Source organism: Mycoplasma sp. CSL7503-lung, assembly GCF_025515455.1.
GTDB lineage: Bacteria > Bacillota_I > Bacilli_A > Mycoplasmatales > Metamycoplasmataceae > Mycoplasmopsis.
Window position 1 is genome coordinate 1 of record NZ_JAOPHP010000005.1, and the last position, 23,982, is coordinate 23,982.

Here is a 23,982-nt window from a genome sequence, read left to right on the forward strand (position 1 = left end):
ATACATTTAGCTGACCATTACTAATAAATTGATAGGTTTAGAAGTTAAGATGTATTTAAGACATTTTAATGAATTATTAATTACTATTCAGTTTTCAAAGAATAAGCCCAGAAGGGCATTTTTTTATGCGTTTTATTTCTTTTTTAATAAAAAAAGTTTTTTTAAGGTTCTTTTTTAGTTTTCTTAATAAATATTATTCGGAGGAATAATGAATAATGATCACGAATTAAAAAATATTATAAATATAATCGAAAAAAAATACGGAAAAGAAACTATAATGTTTCTGGGAGAAGTTCCGGAAATTGATTTAGAAACATTTCATAGTGGAAGTTATATTCTAGATAATTTATTAGGGGGGTTTGGGTATCCTAAAGGAAGAATCATAGAAATATATGGGCCTGAAAGTTCAGGAAAAACGACACTGACTTTACATGCTATTGCAGAAGTTCAAAAAAATGGTGGGCTTGCAGCGTTTATAGATGCAGAACATTCAATAGATCCATCTTTTGCACAAAAAATTGGTGTAGATATAGAAAAGCTTATTTTATCTCAACCTGATTCAGGTGAACAAGCTTTAGATATTGTTGACATATTAGTTAAATCAGGAAAAATTGATCTTATAGTAGTGGATAGCGTTGCTGCATTGGTACCTGAAGCGGAGCTAAACGGCGAAATGGGAGATCAACAAATCGGTGCACAAGCTAGACTTATGTCGAAAGCACTAAGAAAAATTACTGCCAATTCAAATAAAAATAAAACAACAATAATTTTCATAAACCAAATTAGAGAAAAAGTGGGTGTTATTTTTGGTAGTCCGGAAACAACTCCTGGAGGTAGAGCTTTAAAATTCTATTCATCAATAAGGGTTGAAGTAAGAAAAGGTAGTCCTATTATCGAAAATAAAGATATTATAGGTGCTGAAATAAAACTTAAAGTTGTAAAAAATAAAATAGCTCCACCTTATAAAAATGCTCAAACAGAATTTTATTTTAATATAGGAATTGATAAAATAAGTGAATTAGTAGATATTGGAGAAAATATAGGTAAATTTACTAAAAAAGGTTCATGATATTATATCGATGGCAACAGTGTTGCTCAAGGTAAAAAAAATATGAGAGAGTATTTAAGTGAAAATGAAAATTTACAAAAAGAAATAATAAATTTTATTAAAGAAAATTAAAGTTTATTATAAAGTGTAATTATTGTTTTTAAATATTGTATAATATAGGAATGAAAAATATAATTGATGTAAAAATTGAAATTCAAAAAAATTCAAGAATAAAATATGAATATAACAGAAAGACAAATTTAATAGAAGTTGATCGTATTTTACGTGGAGATTTTGTTTATCCATGTAATTACGGTTTTGTACCTAACGCTTTAGATTGAGATGGTGATGAATTAGATGTGTTATTGTATTCTGACGAAACATTCCAACCAGGAGTTTTATTAAAAGCTAGAATTATAGGTGCAATGAAAATGATTGATGATGGAGAAACTGATACAAAATTAATTGCAGTTCATGCTGATGATTATCGTTTGGATAATATTCAAACTTTAGAAGACTTACCTGAACCTTTTTTAAAAAATGTAGAAACTTTCTTTAGTACATATAAAAATTGAAAAAGACCGGGAATTACAAAAGTCTCTGGCTTCGAAAATGTAGATTGAGCATTACAAGAGTATGAAGAATGTGTACACCTAATGAATCAATATGGTTCAATGGATAAAAAAGAATTTATTAAAAAGATGCAAAAAGAACATCCTGAAAAGTATGAGTAATATAAAAATGCTAGAAAACTAGCATTTTTGATTAAAAAAAGTATAAAAAAATGGTACATCATACAGGGTTCGAACCTGCGACCCACTGGTTAAGAGCCAGTTGCTCTACCTACTGAGCTAATGATGCACTTTAATTATATTCTTTTTATAAAAATAAAAATTTATTTTTTAAAAAAAAGGAGATTTTTAAAATGAAGAAAATAAGAACAAGATATGCTCCAAGCCCAACAGGGTATTTACATATAGGTGGTGCAAGAACAGCTTTATTTAATTATTTATTTGCAAAGCATTATAAAGGTGATTTTATTTTTAGGCTTGAAGATACTGATATCAAAAGAAATGTTGTTGGAGGCGAGGAATCACAATTAGATAACTTAGCTTGATTAGGAATAATACCTGATGAATCGCCTCTTAATCCTGTAGAAAAATATGGTAAGTACAGACAAAGTGAAAAAATAGATAGATATAAAGAAGTTTTAGAACAATTATTTAAATTAGGTGTAGCTTACAAGGCTTATGATACAACAGAAGAATTAGAACAACAAAAACTTGAAAGTGATCAAAAAGGTATCCCAAACTTTAGATATGATAAAAATTGATTAAAATTAAGCGATGAAGAAAAACAAAAAAGGGATAAATCTGGGGAATATTCTATAAGATTAAGCATTCCTAAAAACGAAGAATTATCTTGAAATGATATTGTTAGAGGGAAGATTTCTTTTAATTCTAACGATATAACAGATTGAGTAATATTTAAATCAGATGGATATCCAACATATAACTTTGCAGTTGTTGTAGATGATCATGATATGGAAATTACTCATGTTTTAAGAGGTGAAGAACACATTGGTAATACTCCAAAACAATTAGTTTTATACAATTATCTAAAATGAGAAAAACCAGAATTTGGTCATTTAACAATTATTACAAATATGGAAGGTAAAAAGCTTTCTAAACGTGATACTAGTTTAAAACAATTTATTTCAGACTATAAAGAAGAAGGTTACATACCACACGGGATATTTAATTTTTTAACATTATTGGGATGAACTTCAAAAGATGGTTCAGAACTAATGACACATGATGAAATAATAGAAAAATTTGAACCTGAAAGACTAAGTAAGAGTCCATCTAAGTTTGATATTTTAAAAATGAATTGATTCTCAAAACAATATTTAAAAAATATGAATAATCTAGATTTAATAACATTATTTAGAAATGAAAAATTATTTTCAGAAGAATGATTACTTCTCTTTATTGATACTTTCAAGCAAAGTTCAACTACTATAAAAGAATTATTTTCAAACTTAGAAATTTATAAAAATCCAATAAATAAAGATATTGAATTTACTAATGAAGAATTGAATGTTGTTAGATATTTTAAAAAAATGTTAGTTGAAAAAATAAAAGATAATAAATTTACTGTAGAAGACATTCAAGAAGTTATACAAAATGTACAAAAAGAATTAAATGTAAAAGGTAAAAAATTATTTATGCCTATTAGATTAGCTTCTACTTCTCAAGAACATGGTCCAGAGTTGGCTAAAGCTATTTATTTATTTGGATACGAATTTATTTTAAAATCTTTGGATAAATATTAAAATGAAATTAAAATTTTTATCGTTAATAAACCAAAATGGCGAATCTAATAAAATTCAATTCGAAGTAGAATGTAAATTGAATGTAAATGGTAAGTTTACTTCACTTGAATTTTTAGATCCACAAAGCAAAGAAAAAAATCTTATTGAAATTAGTGAAGAGGAAATTAACATTTTTTCATCTAGTGCATCTATTTTCTTAAAATATAATCAAAAAATAAATTTTGATTATGAAATTGAAAATCAGATTTTACCTCTTAGTTCAATATGAACTAATAAAGAATTTTTGAAAAATAAATATAATTTTACATATTCTTTAAGTAGTTCTGATTTCAAAATTGGAACCTATCAAATTTCTATTGAAATAATTGAAGAATAAAACACTCATTAAAAACAAACTAAATATTATGGTTTGTTTTTTTACATAAAATTTAACTATAAGTTTTAAAAAATAGTAGAAAAAGATATTTGCTTTTTATAAGGTTTGGTATTGTGAATTTATTCTTTTAGTTAAAATAATGTATAATTTAAATATTAGAATAATGGTTATTGATTACACTATAAAGAAGGGATTTTTATGGACAAAATTTACAATCATAAAGAAGTTGAAAAGGGTATTGAAAAAAAATGAAGAGATAAGAAATTTTTCATGACACATGATATTAAAAAGAAACCTTTTTCAATTTTGTTACCACCACCAAACGTAACAGGAAAATTACATATTGGACATGCTCTTGATTCATATATTCCAGATACAATTATTAGATTCAAAAAATTGAAAGGTTTTGATGTTTTATGATTGCCCGGGATGGATCATGCAGGTATTGCCACTCAATCTAAAATAGAAGATATTTTATTTAAAACAACCGGACAAACTAGACACGATTTAGGTTATGAAACATTTATAAATAAAATTTGAGAATGAAAAGATGAATATGCAAATTATTTTAGAAATCAATGACAAAGACTTGGTTTAGCTTTAGATTATTCGAAAGAACGTTTTACTCTTGATGAAAATAGTAATGAAGCAGTATTAAAAGTTTTTGTCGATTTATACAATAAAGGTTTAGTTTATAAAGGCGTAAGAGCAGTTAGTTGAGATATAAAATTACAAACCGCAGTTTCTAATATTGAAATAAATAATGTTCCGACTGAACAAAAAATGTTTTATATAAAATATTATTTAGAAAATTCCGATAAATATTTAACAGTTGCAACTGTGAGAACCGAAACATTATATGGTGATGTAGCATTAGTTGTTAATCCAAAAGATAAAAGATTTGTTGATTTAGTAGGAAAACGTGTTATGCATCCTCTTAGAAACGTTTTAATACCCATTATAGCAGATAGTTATGTTGATCCAAAATTCGGAACAGGTGTAATGAAATTATCAACTCATGCGGAAAGTGACGTTGAAATAATTCAAAAACACGGTTTTGAATTAATTGAAACAATTGATAAATATGGTTATTTAAAAGTTCCTAATTCTCAATTTGATAAAATGGAACGTTTTGAAGCTAGAGAAGCTATTGGTGAATATTTAAGTAAAAATAATATGCTGGAAAAAGTTGAAATGACAACTTCTAATATTTCAATTTCCGATCGTTCTAAAACGGTTATTGAAACCTTAATATTACCTCAATGATTTTTAAAAATGGATTCATTTAAGGAATTAATATTAAAAGATTTAAAATCAAAAGATGGCGTTAAGTTCTTACCTAAAAAATACAAAAAAACAATGAAACAATGAATGGATAAGGTTTATGATTGAACTATTTCAAGACAACTTTGATGAGGACATCAAATTCCTGCTTGATATAAAGATGACGAAGTAAAAGTTCAAATCGACTCACCTGGAGAAGGATGAACAAGAGAAACTGATGTTTTAGATACTTGGTTCTCATCCGGGTTAGCACCATTTGTATTTATGGGTTGACCTAAGAAAAATAGTATTTTAAAAAGATATTATCCAACTAATTTAATGGTCGCTGGTACTGATTTAATTTTCTTTTGAATAGCTCGTATGTACTTTTTCGGACTTGAATTTATGGATAAAATTCCATTTAAAAAAGTTATGTTACACGGACTTGTTCGTGATTCTCAAGGTAGAAAATTTTCTAAATCATTAAATAATGGTATTGATCCGATTGAAGTTATCGAAAAATATGGTTCAGATGCCTTGCGCTGATCTTTAATTACTAATTCTACTCCAGGATTTGACCTCAAATTTTCAAATGATAAAATTGAAAGTGCTTGAAAAATAAATAATAAATTATGAAATATAGCAAATTATATTAATGAATTGCCTGAAAGTAATTCAAACGAAATGATTGATGCAGATAAATGAATATTAAATAAATTATCAACATTATCAAAAAATATTAATCGTTTAATGAAAAAATATGATTTCACAGTAATTGGTTCCGAAATTTATAAATTTATTTTTAATGATTTAAGTAGTTGATATTTAGAATTTATTAAAGTTAACAATAATAAAAAAACAACATTAGAAATATTCAAAAAGGTTTTAATAATTCTTCATCCTTTTATGCCTTTTATAACTGATAAAATTTATTTAGAGTTATATAAAAGCGAAATTTTAGAATATAAATGACCAAGGTTTTATAAAAAAGATAAACCTAAGTATATTGATAATGTTATTTTAGTAGTAAACGAAATTCGTAAATATCGTGAAGAATACAATATTTCGAAAAAAGAAGTTATCCAATATTTTACGGACATAGAATTAGACAATCATTCTCGTAATATTATTAATAAAATGACAAATTCAACAGTTAAAGAGAATAATGATTATTTAATTTCGATAAATGGAAGATCCTTATTTATTGTTGTTTCAGATGATCAAAAAAATCAAAACAAAATTTCTTTATTAAAGAAAATGGAAACAACAAAATTCGAAATAAATAGAGCTGAAAAAATCCTTTCAAATAAGAGATTTGTAGAGAGTGCACCTAAGGAAAAAGTTGATGCTGAAAGACATAAATTAGAAATGCATCGCAGTAATTTAGAAAAATACGAAGAGGAATTAAAATGAAAATATTAAGTGGTAAAGAATTAGCAAAACAAGAAACAGAAAAACTAAAAGAATTAGTAAAGAAAATAGATCCTGATGATAAACCTGTTCTTTCTATCGTCCAAGTAGGAGATAATCCTGCTTCTACAAAATATGTAAATGCTAAATTAAGAAAATGTGAAGAAATAGGTATTAAAGGAGTTTTACATCAATTTCCCGAAACTATAAGTCAAAATTCATTACTTAAAAAACTAGATATAATTAATGAAAATTCTACAGGTGTAATTATTCAATTGCCTTTACCTGATCATATTCCACAACAAGTTATATTGGATGCTGTTCCAACAATTAAAGATGTTGATGGTTTAAGTAGCCGTAACGAATTTATTTTATACAATGATATTGAGGAAAATCATTTTGTGCCTGCTACCGCTAGAGCAGTTTTGGAATTGATGGAACATTACAATATAGATGTAAAAGATAAAAAAGTTTGTGTAGTAGGTAGAAGCCACGTTGTTGGTAAACCTCTTGCACACATAATAAAAAGAATGGGAGCTGATGTTGCGACGTATAACGAAAATACTGGAGTTAAAGGAGTTGAAACTGGTGATATAGTTATAGTTGCAATCGGAGTTGCCGAATATATCAAAGAACAAAACATAAAAGAAGGCGCAATAGTTATAGACGTAGGTACAAATTTAGACGCTAAATTAACTGAAAAATTAGTTGGTGATGTAGACGCTGAGTCAGTTTCTAAAAAAGCATCCGCATTATCTCCTGTCCCTGGTGGAGTAGGACCTATGACTGTTGTTTGTTTATTAAAAAATTTATTAGATATTTATAGATAATTTAAAAAGAGGATAAAATGAGAAAAATAGCTATTTTAACATCTGGTGGTGATGCACCAGGTATGAATAACGCCGTTAGAGCGGTAGTTAAAGGTGCTAAATCAAATGGTTTAGAAGCATTTTTAGTTTATGAAGGTTATAAAGGTTTGTATAACGATAATATAGTTAGTGCAGATAACGTTGATTTAGATTTATTTTTAAATCAAGGTGGTACTGCTATTTATTCAGCAAGATTTCCTGAATTCAAGAAACCCGAAGTAAGAGAAGTTGCAATTAATAACCTTAAAAATAGAGGAATAGACGCTTTAGTTGTTATTGGAGGTGATGGAAGCTACCAAGGAGCTCAACTTTTACATCAATCAGGAATTAAAACAATCGGATTACCTGGTACTATTGATAATGATATTGCTTCAAGTGATTTTACTATAGGTTATGACACTGCATTAAATACAATTGTTGATGCAATCGATAAGATAAGAGATACAGCCCGTAGTCATAAAAGAATTATGATAGTTGAAGTTATGGGTAATGGTTGTGGTGATTTAGCACTTTACTCAGGTCTTGCGACAGGCGCAGAAATTATTGCAACTAAAGATTTTCAACCTTCAATGGAAGAAATTGCAAATACATCATTAGAATTAACAAAACAACCTAATCGCAGAAGTATAATTATTGTTGTTTCTGAAAAATGTTACGATATTAAACAACTTGAAAAAATAGTTCAAGACAAAACAGGTTGAGATACACGTATAAACCCATTAAATCATATTCAAAGAGGTGGTACACCTTCTGCTCAAGAAAGAGTTTTAGCGACATTATTAGGTTCTAAAGCAGTTGAGTATTTAATGGAAGGGAAATCAGGTTTAGCGGTTGGTATTTTAAATAATGACGTTGTTGGAATACCAATTTTAGAAGCTTTATCAATGAAAAATGCTTCTAAAGAAAAAGCGGTTCAAAGAGCGATTAAATTTAATAAATTGAACCAATCATAATAAAAAAATAATTAACAGTATATATTAATTTATTGTTAATTATTTTTTATTTTAATTTATTTATGTTATAATAATATTGATTCTTACGTAAAGTAAGTGTGAGATCCCTTTAAGGGTCGCTTCTTGAGATATTAACCCTCCTTTCAAATTAATGATTAAATTAGAACAAATAGATACTAATATTTAATATATTAGATAACACCTTTAATTAGGTGTTTTTTAATATTTTTATTTTCTATTTAAAAAACTATAAAATAATATTTTAAACATTATTTTTAATATCTTAATTTGGTAAAAATGTTAAAAATAGTTATTTTTTAATATATAATAATTTTATGAAGAAAAAAATTTCGTACAAAGATATTGCTGAACAAGCAAATGTGTCGGTTTCTACAGTTTCAAGATTTTATAATGATGGTTATGTTTCAAAAAAAGCTAGAGCTAAAATCACTGAAGCGATAGAAAATAATAATTTTTATCCTAATACAGGAGCCAGAATAGTGAGGGGTAGAGATAACTCTGTTTTTATCATTATGCCTATATGAGCTCAAAATCTTTATTCTTCAATTGTAAGCGGAATAACCATAGCTTGTGCCCGAAAAGGAAGAAGAGTTAATACAACTTATGCGGGTAATTCTACTAAAGAATATATAGATGCAATTAGATATGCTTTTTCTTGAAAACCATCCGCAATTGTTGTTTTTGTTCCTCAATATTACAAAGAATTATTTGATTTTTTAAAAGGTTTAGAAGACATCACAGTAATATTATATGAACATCAAGTTAATGGGATTAACTCAATAAAAGTTGATATTGCAAAAGGTTTTTATACATTAACTGAAAAATTACTAAATTCATCGGCAAATAGAAATGAAGACGGTTCTTTAATAAGTAAAAAAGTTGCTTTCATAAGCGACGGAAGACTTTCGAATACCCAAAAAACAGAAAGATATCAAGGGTTTGAACGTGCATGCGTAGATAATAACTATGATTATTATGAATATAGTTTTAGTTCTAAAAAAACCTTAGAAGATATTGCTCAAATTTCAAAGTTTTTGAGACAATATAATATTCATAATATTGTTTGTTCAACTCATGAAACTTATGTGGCTTTAGCTCAAGCATTGGGTACTAAAGAATATAATTATACTGATATTGGTTATCAATCTATATACGATAATATTAAAAAATATGTTGCTAAAATTTTTATTGATTATCCAAATTTGGGGTTTAGAATAGAAGATATGATTACTAAGCACAAAATAAATAATGAAATAATAACAAAAACGATACCAATTGAAATTATCGAAACTGCAAAAAGATAAATCTTTTTGGTTTATCTTTTTTAATTAAAAGGAGACAAATGAAAAAAAGAAATTATAAAATGGTTTTCGAATTTTTAACACCAATAGTTTGAAATTTTAATGATGATATGAAGGATAAAAATAATATATATAAAACCCAGTCAAAGATTTTTAAATTTATTTATATATTATTAGTTATTTTAGCATCATTAGTGTCAGTCTTATCTATTGCTACAACAGCAAAAATATTTGGACAGGGTTGAAAGAACTTTATTACAATACTACAAATTTTTACATTTTTCTTTTTTATTATTGATTATATATTACATTTATTAACCTATAGGACATACAAAAAAATAGATAATCATACTATGTTATATGAAAGTTCATATAAGTTTATATTTTCAATTAAAGGTATCGTAATATTATTGTCTATTTTATCTTCACTACATGTTATTGAATATTTTATAGGTGTAGATTCAACTTCGCAAAAAGCATTTGAATTTTTTAAGTTACTTAATTTTTTTAGATTTGCAAGACTTTTTTGGATTTTAACAATTTTTACGCCTTTCGCAATAATTGCAGCTGCTTTCAAAAAGCAAAAAAAAGTTTTAACATATGTCTTGCTTTTGGCTATATTATTAATATTTATTTTTGCTATTATTATTTGAAGTAACGAAACATCTTATTTAGAAGAACAAAGAAATAGTTTCTTATTGTCAAACAATATAAAACCAAGTGAAGAATCATGAAAAATTTATCTCGAGGCACAAGAATCTAATAATAAAGAGCTTTATTTAAAAGAACACTTATATTATGATCAAGATAAAATAACTATTTATGATGCTATTTTTCCAGAATACGATCAATTAAAATCAGGTTATGTAATTACGTTTTTAGATGCAATATATTTTGCTACCATTACGTTAACAACAATTGGTTACGGAGATTTACTACCACACTCACCAATAACAAAAATAATAGTTTCAGTAAATGCGTTAGTTGCTTTAGCAATAATTGCAATTCCATCCGGAATTATTGCCGGTTCGTTTTTAAATGAAATGCAAGAACATTTAAAAAAACAAAAGAAAGAAAAAATGAAATTAAAGAATGAAAAGGAAGTAAAAAATGATTAAATTAGGTTCTCATATATCTTTCAAAAGTCCCGGTTATTTAGTCGATTCTGTTAAAGAGTCTATAGATAATAAGGCAAACACAATGATGATTTATTTAGGTGCACCACAAAATACTAAAAGGGTTAGTGTAGAAAAATTTAATCTTGAAGAGTATGAAGCTAAATTCCAAAATTTTATACCTAAAGAAGACATTATAGTTCATGCTCCTTATATTGTGAATCCTGCTTCTTTAGAAAAATCTAGTTTTGCAAAAGAGTTTTTAATTGAAGAAATAAAAAGAATGAATTTTTTAGGTTTAAAATATTTGGTTTTACATCCTGGAGCGTATACTGTTTATAGTGAACAAGAAGCATTGGATGAATTGGTCCAAACTTTAAGATATGTAATCGAAAATACATCAAATGTTGTTATATGTATTGAGACAATGAGTGGTAAAGGAACAGAAATTGGAACAAATTTTGAACAATTAAAATTTTTAATAGACTTTATAAATTCTGAACGTCTCAAAATTTGCTTAGATACATGCCATATGTGAGATTCGGGGTATGATTTACAAAATTATGATGAGTTTAAAGGAGAATTAAAAAAATGAGATATATTGAAGCATGTTAAAGTCATACATTTAAATGATTCTAAAAATGAAGTTTTTTCACATAAAGATAGACATGCAAACATTGGTCATGGTACAATTGGTTTAGAAACATTAAGAAAATTTGTTCATGATCCAGATTTTGATAATATTCCAATTATTTTGGAAACACCCGTACCAGAAGGTGGTCCAATTTATGATCAAGAAATCAAAATGTTACTTCACAAATAAATTATTTATTTTCTAAAAAAACCAAAATTAAAAAAATATTTTTAAAAAAATAAAATTAAATTATAATATAAATACTATTTATACAATATTTAAATAAAACACGTAAAGGAGCATATTATGGCAAGAGAAGGTTATACATTAGTTTGTACAGTATGTAAAATGGAAAACTACATTTCTAAGAAAAACAAGAAAACTCACCCAGAAAAAATCGAATTAAATAAATTTTGTGCAAAATGTGGTGCACATACAGCTCACAGAGAAAAGAAATAATAATATTTTTGATGCTTTTAGCATCTTTTTTATTATTTTTTTATTTAACATATATAATTTATATAATGAAGGAAGGTAAAAATGAATAGAACAAAACTTGATATTTTTTTTAACAACAACCCGGAAGTCGAAGCTCTTATATCTGAAGCTCCACAAACAAGATTATGATATGCTGGAGTTCAAACAACAGATGGATTTATTATAATCGAAAGAGATAAAGCAACACTTTTTGTTGATGGTAGATATATTGAATATGTTAGAGCAAACGCAAAAAATGTTGATGTTAAATTACTACAAAGAACAAAAGAAGGAAATTCAATAAAGAAATTCTTTGAAGAAAAGAAATTTAAAAAAATAGCCTTAGAAAAAGATTACCTAATTAAAAATGTTGAAAATTACATTTTATCGTTAACAAATTTAACCTCTAATGATGTAGTATGAGTAAGTGCTCAAGAATTAAGAATTCTAAAATCAAAAGAAGAATTAAAATATTTACAAGAAGCTGTTAACATTTCATTAAAATCATTAGAACAGTTAAAGGAATGAATTAAACCTGGCATGAATGAAAAAGAAATTGCGGCCAAGTTAAATTATTTATTAAAAATGAACGGTGCTGAAAAAGAAGGTTTTGATGAAATAGTTGCTGCTGCACAATATGCTTCTGAACCACATCATCACCCAAATGAAAATAATTTATTAATTGAAAATCATTTATTAAAAGTTGATTTTGCTGCAAGATATAAAGGTTATACAGCAGATATAACAAGAACTTTTGTGGTAGGTGATCCTCAAAAAACAAATCCTGAATTATTAAAAATTTTAAAGATAGTTGAAGAATCAGCTGCAGAAGGTCGTAAAATCGTTCGTCCAGGTATTAAAGCCTCTGAAATTGATAGAGTTTGTCGTGAATACATTGAATCAAAAGGATATGGTCAATATTTTGTTCACTCTACAGGACATGGTTTAGGTATTGATGTACATGAATTCCCAAATGTATCTTCATCTAGTGATGTGGTTTTAGAACCAGGTATGGTTTTAACTGTAGAACCAGGTATTTATATCGAAGGTCTTGGTGGAGCAAGAAATGAAGATGATGTATTAGTAACAGAAGATGGTTACTACGTATTATCAAAACCAGAGGAAAAGAAAAATAATTTCTTTTAATAGAGGTTAAGCATGAAAATTAATATTATTGATTTACAGAATCTTGACAAGGAGAAGATTGACAAGGTTTCTATTGACACAATAAATAAAATTAGAAATTTTATTGAAAATAAAACGGATGATTTTTTAAAAATGAATTCCTCAGAATTAGCGGAACATTTAGATTTATCTCAATCAACAATTTCTAGATTCGCAAAAGGGCTAGGTTTTAAAAGCTATTCTGATTTTAAAATATATGTTTCTAAAAGATTACAATTAAAGCAAGATACTTATGATGATAATATAGATAATTCAAATATTAATTCTATTAATCAGGTTTCTAACAACATAAAAACTCACTATATATATTCCGTACAAAAAACTGTTGAAAGATTTATAGATAGCAATGATTTAATGGGATATATTAATACAATAAGAGAAAATAAGGTTAATGTAATTTTCGCAATTGGAGAATCTGGAATGGTGGGCCGTTATTTTTCGTGAAGCATTAGAAAAATTGGTTTTAATACTATATTTGTAGATAATATACATTCATTTTTCGGTTATTCAAGTTTAATAACATCTTATAAAAAAACACATGTAACAATAATTTCAAAAAGTGGTAAAACACTTGAAGTAAAAAATATTATTAACTTTTTGATTAAAAACAATGTAACTTATTCAATTTGAACCAAAAATACAAAAATAAAACCTGAAAATTGTAAAAATATACTTCTTTTAGAAAGTATTGAGCAAAATTACCGTATTAGTCATATTGGATCAAAAATTTCAGCTTTCTTAATTAGTGATATTATTTTTTCTTACTTGTCATCAGTTATTGATCAAAAGAAAATAATTTTTAAAGAAATTAATAACCAAATAAAGGAATGAAATTCATTGCTTCCTGATATGGAACAAAAAGAAGAAAACTAAAGAAAATAAGGCAAATTAAAATGCCTTATTTTCTTTCGTTTATTTTTTAACTTTAATTTATAAACACAATAAAAAAATTATTTCCTTATATTAAGGGAGTAAAAGAATACAAAGAAAATTATTAAAAAAAATAGATTATTATATAATATTAAAGCAATATAAAAATATTGCCAAAGTGGGAGATATTTTTTAATTAAAATATCGTTGGACCACAATATCGAAAGGATACAGAAATATGGCAAAAAAAGAAATTCAAAGAATTGCTAAATTGCAATTCCCTGCTGGTAAAGCTAAACCAGGTCCAGCTTTAGCTGGTGTTGGTGTTAACATGCCAGAATTTACAAGAGCATTTAATGACGCAACTAGAGATAGAGGTGATGAACCAGTTCCAGTAAAAATTATAGTTTACAAAGATAAAACATTTGAATTCCAATTATTCACATCTCCAGCATCATACAAAATTAAACAAGCTGCAAACTTACAATCTGGATCAAAAAATTCTAAAACTACAATTGTTGCAACAATTTCAAAAGATCAATTAAGAGAAATTGCAGAATATAAATTACCTGATTTAAACACAAATGATATTGACGCTGCTATGGCTACAATTGCTGGTACAGCTAAACAAATGGGTGTTTTAGTTGAAGGATACGACGACATTTTTAAAGCTAAAGCCGCTGCAAAAGCCGCTGCAAAAGCAGAAAAATTAGCACAATTAAAAGAAGCAGAATTAGAAGCAGATTTAGCTAATTTAGCTGAAACAAAAGGACAATCAATTGAAGTTAAAACAATTTCAGATGAGGAGTCTGAAAATACAGAAGAAGGAGCAAAATAATTATGGCTAAAAGATTATCAAAAAACCTTAAAAACGCTCGTGAATCATTCGATAGAACTGTTGCTTATGAATTAGAAGAAGCTATTGAATTAGCTAAAAAAACTTCATACGCAAAATTTGATGCTTCAATCGATTTAGCTTTTAACTTAAACTTAGACGTTCGTAAAGCAGATCAACAATTACGTGGTGCTGTGTTACTTCCACATGGTACAGGTAAATCAATCAGTGTATTAGTAGCAACAAATAATGTAGAAAAACAAAAACTAGCTAAAGAAGCTGGTGCTGACTTTGTATTAGATGGACCAGCACTTGAACAAAAAATTAAAGAAAATGACTTTAATTTTGATGTTATGGTTGCAGACCCAACAATGATGCCTTTATTAGGAAAATACGGTAAAGTTTTAGGTCCTAAAGGTTTAATGCCTAATCCTAAAACAGGTACAGTTACTCCAACTCCAGAAAAAGCTGTTGAAGAACTTAAAAAAGGTAAAGCTAACTATCGTACAGATAAAGCTGGAATCGTACATTCATTAATTGGTAAATCAAGTATGGATACTGAAAAACTAGTTGAAAATGCTAAAACTCTTATTTCTTTAATTAAAAAACTTAAGCCAGCTGCTGTTAAAGGTACATATATGTTAAACTTAACAGTTTCAGCTTCAATGGGGCCAAGTGTAAAGATTAAAATAGAAAAATAGGTCTAATGCCTATTTTTTTATAAAAAAATTTATAATAAAAAATTGCAATTTTTATAATTGCAATTTTTAAAATTAAATGTGGTTAAATATTAAAGCTAATATAATAGTAATACCTATACCTGTTATTAGACCAATGATTGCTGGTCAAAATAGCTTAATTTTTTCTACAGAAAATTTTTTCATAATATGTCCTTATTATTTTTTATAAATATATTGTAATTATAACATTATTTTAAAAAAATATGAAATTTATTCCTCATCATCCCATTCAAATTCAAATCCAAAAATAGATACTGTATCTCCTTTTTGAATATTTTGTTTAATTAATTCGTCTCAAACGCCAATTTTTTTTAATATATTATTAAATCTAACTAAATTATCATAAGTATTAATTGGTGTTCTATAATATAATTCTTCAACTTTTTTTCCACTAACGTTAAAGTAACCTCTATATTCTTGTTTCACTATAAAATCTGGTTCAAATTCGATTACTTTGTACTCTTCTTCATCTTCTTCATCGATTGTTGAGTAATCAAAGTTTTTGATTAGATCTCATAATTTACCTTTTAATTCGTTTAAATTTTCTCTAAAAATAGCAGAAATTTTAACAATTGGAATTAATGGATATTTTTCTCTAAATTTAGATATATTTTTTTCAAAATTTGGTAAATCACTTTTGTTTGCGACTACTAATTGAGATTTATTTTCTAATTTTAAATTATACGATTTTAATTCATTATTTATTATTTCAAAATCTTCAATTGGATTTTTTTCTTCAGAACCAAAATCAATAATATGTGCGATAACTTTGCAACGTTCAATATGTTTCAAGAATTGTGTTCCTAAACCTCTACCTAATGAAGCTCCTTTTATTAATCCGGGTAAATCTGCAACAGTATATGAATTATCAAAGTATTCTACCATACCTAATTGTGGTACTAGTGTTGTAAACTCGTATTCCGCAGCTTTTGCTTTAGCATTCGAAATAGCACTTAATAAAGTAGATTTACCAGCGGACGGTTTACCAACAATACCTACATCTGAAAGTATTTTTAAAACTATTTTTGCTTCAAAACTTTCACCAGGCATACCGTTTTCGCTTATTCTTGGTGCAGTATTTTTGGGTGTTTTAAACTTATTATTACCACGACCACCTTTACCGCCAGAAGCAATAAGATATGGTGTGTTAGGTTCTATTATGTCTGCAATTTGCTTATCATTTTTATAAACCAATGTTCCAACCGGGACTTTAATATATGTATCTTTAGCATTTGCTCCGTATAAATTTTTCGGACCACCCTTTACTCCGTCTTCTGCTTGAATTATTTTATTGCTATAAAAACTTAGTAATGTATTTTTTCCGGAATCTCCAACAAAATAAATGTGTCCGCCACGACCACCATCTCCGCCATCTGGACCACCTTTATCAACGTGAGCTTCTCTACGGAATGAGATCATACCATCTCCTCCCTTACCGGCCTTTAGTTTAACTGTAACTTCATCAATAAATTTTGCCATTTACAACCTCCTGTTTTAACTTTAAATTAATTATTTTAATAAAATTATTATTTAAAAAATATTGAATTTATATATATGTTTTTATATTAAAACTATTTTATTAATTATATCATAATAAAAAATGAGTTTTTAAGCCAAGGATATAAAATATTACTTTTTATCCCTTTTTAATTCATAAATCATATCTCTAAGTTCGATTGCTTTTTCATAATCTCTTTGTTTTGAAGCTTCTTCCATTTTTTTGGTTAATTCTTCTATTATGTTAACTATCTCTTTTTTCTTAAATTTAGATTTTTTACTTAAAATTAAATCTAATGAATTACTTGTGCCATCACCATAAATAGATTCAGGTATTTCTTTTAAAATAGTTTTTGGAATTATATTATATTTTTTGTTATATTCTTCTTGTATTTTTCTTTTTTCTATATTATCTTCTATACATTCTTTCATTGCTTGTGAGATTTTATCTGCATAAAATATCGCTTCACCTTTGGCGTTTCTAGATGCTCTACCAACTATTTGCTTTAAGCTAGTAGCACTACGCATAAATCCTTGTGCATCGGCTTCTAAAATTAATACTTTTGTAAGTTCAGGTATATCTATCCCTTCTCTCAATAAATTTATACCAACAATTGTTTCATAATCGCCAAGTCTAAATTTTCTTATAATTTCATTTCTTTCGAATGTATTGTGTTCAGAGTGAACATATCAACTTTTTATTCCTAAATTAATCAAGTATTCATTTAATTTTTCGGCACTCTCTTTTGAGGTTGTAAGAACAATAGTTCTACCATCGCTTTCTCTTTCTTTTATTATTGTGTCGTAAATATCATCAACCTGATTTAAAGTTGGCTTAATACTAATTTTTGGGTCAAGCAATCCTGTTGGTCTAACATACATTTTAGCAATATTGTTTTTTGAAATATTTATTTCATATTCGCTAGGCGTAGCTGAAATAAATATTTTGGTAAAGTCAAAATTTTCAACGACCTCATCATAACTAAGAGGTCTATTTTCTTTAGCAGAAGGTAATCTAAAACCGTAGTTAACCAAATTGTCTTTTCTTGCTTGATCACCTTTGTACATACCACCCATTTGTGGCACAGTGAGGTGTGATTCATCTATTATCATTAAAGAGTCTTTTGGTAAATAATCTAATAAAGTGTACGGTCTTTGTCCTATTTCACGACCATCAAGGTACATTGAATAATTTTCGATGCCTTTACACATACCGAATTCTTCCATTTCATCAATATCTGAAGTTATTCTTTGACTTAATCTTTGTGCTTCTAAAATTTTATTTTTACTATTAAAATAATTTAATTGCTCTTTCAATTCTTTTTTGATTTTTGGGATTATTATATCGTAGACATTATTGTCAACAGCATATTCATCTCCAGGAGAAAGAATATAAGCTATATGTTTTTTAATCAAGTTTTTGTTAAGAGGATCAACATTCGCAATTTCCTCAATTTCATCTCCAAAAAATGAAACACGTATTGCTTCGTTTTCTTTGTCAGAAGGATAAATAAATACATTGTCTCCTTTGACCGCAAAATTACCATTTTTTGGTGCTAAATCATTTCTTTCATATTTTACCTTTGTTAAGTCTCTAATGAATGTTTTTAATTCTATATTTTGACCTCTAAAAAATCTATAAAAACTTTTCTTGTAGATTTCGGGATTTAATGCACCATAAATTGCACTAACACTTGCAACCACTATTACGTCTTTTCTATTTAAAAGAGAATTTATGGTGCTTAAACGCATTATTTCTATTTGCTCGTTTGTTTGTGATTCTTTTTCAATATAGGTATCAGTATCTGGTTTATAAGCTTCGGGCCTAAAATAATCAAAATATGAAATGTAATACTCTACAGCATTATTAGGAAAAAAAGATTTTAATTCTGAATATAATTGACTAGCTAAAGTTTTATTGTGCGATATTAAAATTACAGGTTTATTAATTTTATTTATGACGTTAGCAATGGTAAAAGTTTTTCCAGAACCAGTAACACCATTTAATACGATGTTTTTTTCATTATTTTCAATTTTATCGACTATAAAATTTATTGCTTCCGGTTGACTTCCTGATGGTTTCATTTTTGTTTCTAATTTAAAATTGCTCATATGTAAATTATATATAAAAAAACGAACTAAAAGTTCGCTTTTGGTTTTATTTTAAAAGTTTTGCTGCGTTTTTATCAACTATTACTGTTACATCATTATGTGATTGTAAAAAACTTGCAGGCACATCTTCGGTTATAGGCCCTTGAATCATTTTGAATATAGCATCTGCTTTATGCTCTCCATCAGCAAGTAAAATTATTTTTTTAGATTCTAATATTGTACCTATACCCATTGAAATCGCAGTTTGTGGTACGTCTTCTTTTTTGTCGAAGTACTTTTGATTTGATTCAATTGTACTTTGGGTTAGGCTAACTTCACGTGTTCTATCTGTAATTTTTGAACCAGGTTCATTAAATGCTATATGACCGTTTGTACCTATCCCTAATATTGTAAAATCAATTCCACCTTTTTCTTTGATTAATTTTTCATATTGTTTAGCATTTTCTTCTATATCACCATTACCTAGAGGTAGATTAATATTTTCTTTTGAGATATTAATGTGATTGAATAAAACATTATGCATGAAGTAGTAATATGAACATTTACTATCTCTTGGTATTCCAACATATTCGTCTAAATTAAAGCTTGTTAATTTCGAAAAGTCTAACTCTTTATTTTTATAATATTCAATTAAATTTTTATATGTTGCAATTGGTGAGTTTCCTGTTGCAAAACATAAATTTGTGTCCGGTTTATTATTTATTTGTTCTTTAATAATTTTGGCAGCTTCAAAAGCTACTTCTGTTGCGTTATTTTTTATAATTACTTTCATATTTATCCTTTTATTTTTTTACCATCAATATAAACTTCTTTTATTTTTAAAGTGTCTTTATCTAAAATTACTAAATCAGCTAAAAAGCCACTCTCAATTTTACCTAAATTTTGTATATTTAAATATTTAGCCGAATTATAAGATGTCATTTTAACAGCATCATTGAGTGAATAACCAATTTTAACGATATTTTTAAATGCATCATGAATAGTTATTCCAGAACCTGCTATAGTGTTTGTTCCTTTTAATGTAATTAAATTACCTTTTTTAATAACGGGTATATCTCCTGAAATATTTTCACCATTAGGAGCATAAGCAGGTTTTATAGAATCAGATATTGCTATTATTTTATCTACACCTTTTAACTTAATAGAAAAATCAATAGACTCTTTTGAAACGTGTAATAAATCTATGATTAGTTCTGTATAAACATCATTATTATATAGTGCAGCTTCTAATAATCCTGGATTACGAGAATCTACCCCTGACATAGCATTTCACATATGACAAACTGAGTAACATCCATTTTTAAAGAATTTGTCGGCAATTTGGAAGGAAGCACTACTATGTCCAATTGAACCAATAATCCCTAATTTTGATTGCATATATTTGAAAACATCTAGATTTACCATTAAAGGATCGAAAGAAATTTTCTTCAACATATTGTTTGAAGTTTTGTACATTTTATCAACCCTGGTTTTTGTACCTTTAATTAGGTATTCAGGTTTGTGTGCCCCTTTTTTTGACATTCCAATAAAAGGTCCTTCAATATGTATTCCTAAATTACGAGAAACTCATGTTTTATTTTCAGAAACATCTTTTAAAGCTTTTAAAATAGTTTTTCAAGAATTTGTCATAGCTGTCGGCATAAATGAAGTAACACCGTGATTTGCAAGTTTTTTGGAAATTATTTTAACTGCGTTAGTTCCATCCATAACATCTTGATTATATATACCATGAATATGTGTGTCAATAAAACCAGGAACTAATAAAGCTTGTCCTTCACCATCTTTTTCAACAATCTCAAATATTTTATTATCCTTTATGTAAAGATCAGCATTTTTTATTGTTTTTTCAGGGTTAATAATTTTTACATTTTCAATTTTAATAATATTATTATTCATGCTCAATAACCTTTCTTAAGTTGGAGTTATTTTCATTTAGTAAATCAACAGCTTGTTTATAGTCTAAGTTTTTTAATATCATAACTATGGATATTTTAGCATTTTGTTTAGCTTCATTATATTTTTGTTCTGCATAATTAAAATCAACATTTGCAATATCTACTATCATGTTTATAGATCTTTTTACTAACTTTTCATTTATAGGTTTAACATCAATCATATATTCATCGTATACTTTTCCAGTTTTTATTGCTGTTATTGTTGAAATTGAATTTAAAATTAATTTTTGCATTGTAGCTGATTTTAATTTTGTTGAGCCAGAAATAACTTCGTTCCCTAATTCTAATACCAATGTAAAGTCAGCAAATTCTTCAATAGCACCATTTTTATTGTTTGATATTAAAACTGTTCTTGAGCCTTTTTCTTTCGATTTTGAAAGAAAACCTTTTACATATTTAGTATTTCCAGAAGCACTTAAACCTATTACTAAATCATTTTGATTAATTTTGTTTTCAAGTGCATTTGATTCTCCTAACCCAAAATCGTCTTCATTCATTTCAAGAGAATCTAAAACTGCATCGTCTCCGCCAGCTATTACATACTTAAATCAATTTTTTTCTCCATAAGTAGGATAAAAATCTAATGCATCGAGCATTCCTATTCTTCCGCTAGTTCCTGCTCCAACATAAAAAACTCTTCCGTTTTTATTAATAGATTCAATACACATTGAAGCTATTTTTTCTATATCTTTTGAATGTTCTTTATAAGTATCTGCAACTTTATAATTTGCTTCAACAAATAAATTATTTAATTCATTTAACTCGTATTTATCTAATTTTTTCATATTGGCCCTCAACTTTCTAATATATTAGGTTCAAACATATTTTAGTTTTAAAAGTCATTATAAAATATAAATGAATAATATATGTTTTTATATTTTTATATGTTATTAAAAGTTGATTTTTTAAAAAATATAGTGAATACTTTATGCAAAAATATTTTTATCTTCTTTAAAATGTTTAAATAATATTGAGCGACCTAATAGTTGCTCGACTAATGAAAGGTTATTTTATTTAATTAAAAATGTCTAAAAAAATGTCAAATAAATTATCCTCATTACACAAATCACAATATGCATATATTGCTTTATGAATATTATTCGCAATTTTACTTGTAGCAGTAGTACTATTAAGTACACTATATACAAAACCTGAAGATGCAGCAGCTATCGCATCTAGAGCGAATACTATTGCAGCAATCGCGTTATTATTCGTTATTGTGTTTTTAGGAGCAATCGTTGCTACAGTTTATGTACACGGTTTTGTGCTTAAAAAAGCTCAAAAAAATTCAATTTCAAAATCTGGAGGTAAAAAATAATGATGTCAATGTCAAAAAATAACCAACAAACCAGTTTTTGAACAAAAGTAATGTCAAAATTAAGCTCAATTGGTGCTACACTTATGTTCCCTATCGCAGTTTTACCAGTTGCAGCCGTTCTTTTAAGAATTGGTGCTGAAATCCCAACAGATACAGCATTCTCAAAATTAATTCAAGAAATCATTATCAAACCTGGTGCTGCAGTATTTGATAATTTACCAATTTTATTTGGTGTAGGTTTAGCTTTTGGATTTACAAAAGATAAACGTGCGGAAGCCGCATTTGCCGGATTAATAGCTACATATATTGTTATAGCTTTAGTTCCTTCATTTACAACAGGATTCTACGGAAATGTTGCATTTAGTGAAGGAAATGGTTTTGAAGCCTTATTTGGTGGAAAATATAATGCGGTTTTAGGAGGAAACGTACTTAATGGACTTGCAATTGGTGCTTTAGTTGCGTATGTATACAACAATACAAATTCAGTTAAATTACCAAAAGTTCTTGGTTTCTTCTCAGGAAAAAGATTAGCTCCAGCATTAGCTATCATTTCTGGTTTAGTATTCTCATTCGTATGAGCAATTGTTTTCCCATGAATAGCATACGTAATTTACTTAATTTCTAAAGCTATGTCAGATGCAGTTTCAATAAAAGAAGGTTCAGATTTTGAATCAGCTAGATGAACAAGAGCTGCAATTATGGGAGTTTATGGATTTATAAATAGATTATTAATTCCATTTGGATTACACCACATTCCAAATAACTTATTCTGATTCCAATTAGGAACATTCGCTAAAGAAGGTGGTGCAGCAGGCGAAACAGTTAACGGAGATATTTTCATCTTCTTACAAGGTGTTGCTAAAGGTAACCCTGGTGGAATCTTCCAAGCAGGATTCTTCCCAATGATGATGTTCGGTTTACCAGCTTTAGTTTTAGCATTTGTTAAAACAGCTGCTACAAAAGAACAAAAAACAAAAGTTATTGCTTTATTTGGTTCAGCAGCCGTAGTTTCATTCTTGACAGGTATTACAGAACCAATCGAATTTGCGTTCTTATACATTTCACCACTTCTATACTTCATTCACTCATTATTAACAGGAATATTTGCATTTATTACAGGTGCATTCGGAATTCAATTAGGATTCGGATTTAGTGCTGGATTTATGGACTTCGTTCTTTCAATTCCTAAATCATTAAGAATTATTAATGAATCTGGTTACGAAGGTGCTGCTAAAGTTATGGCAAATCCATTCTGAATTTTACCATTAGGATTATTAACAGGTGTAACATACTACTTCACAGGTTACTTCATGATTACAAAATTAAACTTAAGTACACCAGGACGTGGAGCCGGAGTTATTGCAGATAGTGAACAAGAAGAAACAACTTCTACAACAGAAGAAGGTGAATTATCAGCAAAAGCTAAAAAAATTGTTAGTGCATTTGGTGGATGAGACAATATTGTTGAATACAACAACTGTGCAACAAGATTAAGATATACAGTTAAAGATTCTTCAAAAGTTAACGAAGAAGAACTTAAAAAATCAGGAATTTTTGGACTATCAAAAGTTTCAGATACAGGATATCATGCAATTGTTGGTGTTGAAGCAGAAAGTTTAAACAACGAAATAGTTTCAAACAAAGGTGCAAAATTACAATAATATAATT

General features: G+C 27.3%; 22 protein-coding genes and 1 tRNA gene. 17 read left to right on the plus strand and 6 right to left on the minus strand.

Annotated elements, in window-relative coordinates:
* The first annotated feature begins 208 nt into the window (after positions 1–208).
* A complete protein-coding gene (gene recA / locus N9R85_RS01045) occupies positions 209–1,180 on the plus strand; it encodes a recombinase RecA (RefSeq protein WP_262858227.1) in 972 nt (323 codons plus the stop codon).
* A 50-nt stretch (positions 1,181–1,230) separates the two neighbouring features.
* Positions 1,231–1,782: an inorganic diphosphatase gene (locus tag N9R85_RS01050; RefSeq protein ID WP_262858228.1), complete on the plus strand. Its 552-nt coding sequence runs from the start codon at positions 1,231–1,233 to the stop codon at positions 1,780–1,782.
* 51 nt (positions 1,783–1,833) lie between these two features.
* Here the strand turns inward: N9R85_RS01050 and N9R85_RS01055 are convergent.
* Positions 1,834–1,909 (minus strand) — tRNA-Lys (locus tag N9R85_RS01055).
* Between the two features lie 64 nt (positions 1,910–1,973).
* Between N9R85_RS01055 and gltX the strand changes: the two genes are divergently transcribed.
* From gltX to rplA, 13 genes are all read left to right on the plus strand, one after another.
* A complete protein-coding gene (gene gltX / locus N9R85_RS01060) occupies positions 1,974–3,383 on the plus strand; it encodes a glutamate--tRNA ligase (RefSeq protein WP_262858229.1) in 1,410 nt (469 codons plus the stop codon).
* Position 3,384: 1 nt separating this feature from the next.
* Positions 3,385–3,759 (plus strand): hypothetical protein, encoded by a 375-nt coding sequence (locus N9R85_RS01065; RefSeq protein ID WP_262858230.1) that lies wholly within the window; start codon positions 3,385–3,387, stop codon positions 3,757–3,759.
* A gap of 198 nt (positions 3,760–3,957) precedes the next feature.
* Complete coding sequence (locus N9R85_RS01070; RefSeq protein ID WP_262858231.1) at positions 3,958–6,444, plus strand: valine--tRNA ligase; 2,487 nt, start codon at positions 3,958–3,960, stop codon at positions 6,442–6,444.
* Complete coding sequence (locus tag N9R85_RS01075; RefSeq protein WP_262858232.1) at positions 6,432–7,262, plus strand: bifunctional 5,10-methylenetetrahydrofolate dehydrogenase/5,10-methenyltetrahydrofolate cyclohydrolase; 831 nt, start codon at positions 6,432–6,434, stop codon at positions 7,260–7,262. Before N9R85_RS01070 ends, N9R85_RS01075 begins: the two co-directional genes overlap by 13 nt.
* 17 nt (positions 7,263–7,279) lie before the next feature.
* Positions 7,280–8,254, plus strand: coding sequence for a 6-phosphofructokinase (gene pfkA / locus N9R85_RS01080; protein ID WP_262858233.1), 975 nt, complete (start codon positions 7,280–7,282; stop codon positions 8,252–8,254).
* A 335-nt stretch (positions 8,255–8,589) separates the two neighbouring features.
* Complete coding sequence (locus N9R85_RS01085; RefSeq protein ID WP_262858234.1) at positions 8,590–9,579, plus strand: LacI family DNA-binding transcriptional regulator; 990 nt, start codon at positions 8,590–8,592, stop codon at positions 9,577–9,579.
* A 38-nt stretch (positions 9,580–9,617) separates the two neighbouring features.
* Positions 9,618–10,694, plus strand: a complete 1,077-nt coding sequence (locus N9R85_RS01090; RefSeq protein ID WP_262858235.1) for a potassium channel family protein — start codon at positions 9,618–9,620, stop codon at positions 10,692–10,694.
* Positions 10,687–11,514 carry a deoxyribonuclease IV gene (locus N9R85_RS01095; protein WP_262858236.1) on the plus strand — a complete coding sequence of 276 codons (828 nt, stop codon included), beginning with the start codon at positions 10,687–10,689 and terminating at the stop codon, positions 11,512–11,514. The genes N9R85_RS01090 and N9R85_RS01095 overlap by 8 nt, the downstream gene beginning before the upstream one ends.
* 117 nt (positions 11,515–11,631) lie before the next feature.
* Positions 11,632–11,784 (plus strand): 50S ribosomal protein L33, encoded by a 153-nt coding sequence (rpmG, locus tag N9R85_RS01100; protein ID WP_174892645.1) that lies wholly within the window; start codon positions 11,632–11,634, stop codon positions 11,782–11,784.
* An 81-nt stretch (positions 11,785–11,865) separates the two neighbouring features.
* A complete protein-coding gene (locus N9R85_RS01105; RefSeq protein ID WP_262858237.1) occupies positions 11,866–12,948 on the plus strand; it encodes a M24 family metallopeptidase in 1,083 nt (360 codons plus the stop codon).
* 12 nt (positions 12,949–12,960) lie between these two features.
* Entirely contained in the window at positions 12,961–13,860 is a 900-nt protein-coding gene (locus tag N9R85_RS01110; protein ID WP_205852686.1) for a MurR/RpiR family transcriptional regulator, read from the plus strand.
* A gap of 235 nt (positions 13,861–14,095) precedes the next feature.
* Positions 14,096–14,695 (plus strand): 50S ribosomal protein L11, encoded by a 600-nt coding sequence (gene rplK, locus N9R85_RS01115; RefSeq protein WP_262858238.1) that lies wholly within the window; start codon positions 14,096–14,098, stop codon positions 14,693–14,695.
* Between the two features lie 2 nt (positions 14,696–14,697).
* On the plus strand, positions 14,698–15,393 hold the full coding sequence (gene rplA / locus N9R85_RS01120) for a 50S ribosomal protein L1 (RefSeq protein WP_262858239.1): 696 nt from the start codon (positions 14,698–14,700) through the stop codon (positions 15,391–15,393).
* Positions 15,394–15,642: 249 nt separating this feature from the next.
* Here rplA and obgE read toward each other — a convergent pair whose 3' ends face one another.
* From obgE to N9R85_RS01145, 5 genes are all read right to left on the minus strand, one after another.
* On the minus strand, positions 15,643–16,911 hold the full coding sequence (obgE, locus tag N9R85_RS01125) for a GTPase ObgE (RefSeq protein ID WP_262858240.1): 1,269 nt from the start codon (positions 16,909–16,911) through the stop codon (positions 15,643–15,645).
* A 150-nt stretch (positions 16,912–17,061) separates the two neighbouring features.
* On the minus strand, positions 17,062–19,041 hold the full coding sequence (gene uvrB / locus N9R85_RS01130; protein WP_262858241.1) for an excinuclease ABC subunit UvrB: 1,980 nt from the start codon (positions 19,039–19,041) through the stop codon (positions 17,062–17,064).
* Positions 19,042–19,087: 46 nt separating this feature from the next.
* Positions 19,088–19,813: a glucosamine-6-phosphate deaminase gene (nagB, locus tag N9R85_RS01135; protein WP_262858242.1), complete on the minus strand. Its 726-nt coding sequence runs from the start codon at positions 19,811–19,813 to the stop codon at positions 19,088–19,090.
* A 2-nt stretch (positions 19,814–19,815) separates the two neighbouring features.
* Positions 19,816–20,937 carry an N-acetylglucosamine-6-phosphate deacetylase gene (gene nagA / locus N9R85_RS01140; protein ID WP_262858243.1) on the minus strand — a complete coding sequence of 374 codons (1,122 nt, stop codon included), beginning with the start codon at positions 20,935–20,937 and terminating at the stop codon, positions 19,816–19,818.
* The gene (locus tag N9R85_RS01145) at positions 20,930–21,781 is read right to left on the minus strand and encodes an N-acetylmuramic acid 6-phosphate etherase (protein WP_262858244.1); all 852 of its coding nucleotides are present in this window, start codon (positions 21,779–21,781) and stop codon (positions 20,930–20,932) included. The genes nagA and N9R85_RS01145 overlap by 8 nt, the downstream gene beginning before the upstream one ends.
* A 251-nt stretch (positions 21,782–22,032) precedes the next feature.
* Here N9R85_RS01145 and N9R85_RS01150 point away from each other — a divergent pair, with 251 nt between their 5' ends.
* Both N9R85_RS01150 and N9R85_RS01155 read left to right on the plus strand, forming a co-directional pair.
* Positions 22,033–22,314: a hypothetical protein gene (locus N9R85_RS01150; protein ID WP_262858245.1), complete on the plus strand. Its 282-nt coding sequence runs from the start codon at positions 22,033–22,035 to the stop codon at positions 22,312–22,314.
* Positions 22,314–23,975, plus strand: a complete 1,662-nt coding sequence (locus N9R85_RS01155; protein WP_205851997.1) for a PTS transporter subunit EIIC — start codon at positions 22,314–22,316, stop codon at positions 23,973–23,975. Before N9R85_RS01150 ends, N9R85_RS01155 begins: the two co-directional genes overlap by 1 nt.
* The last annotated feature ends 7 nt before the right edge of the window (positions 23,976–23,982 follow it).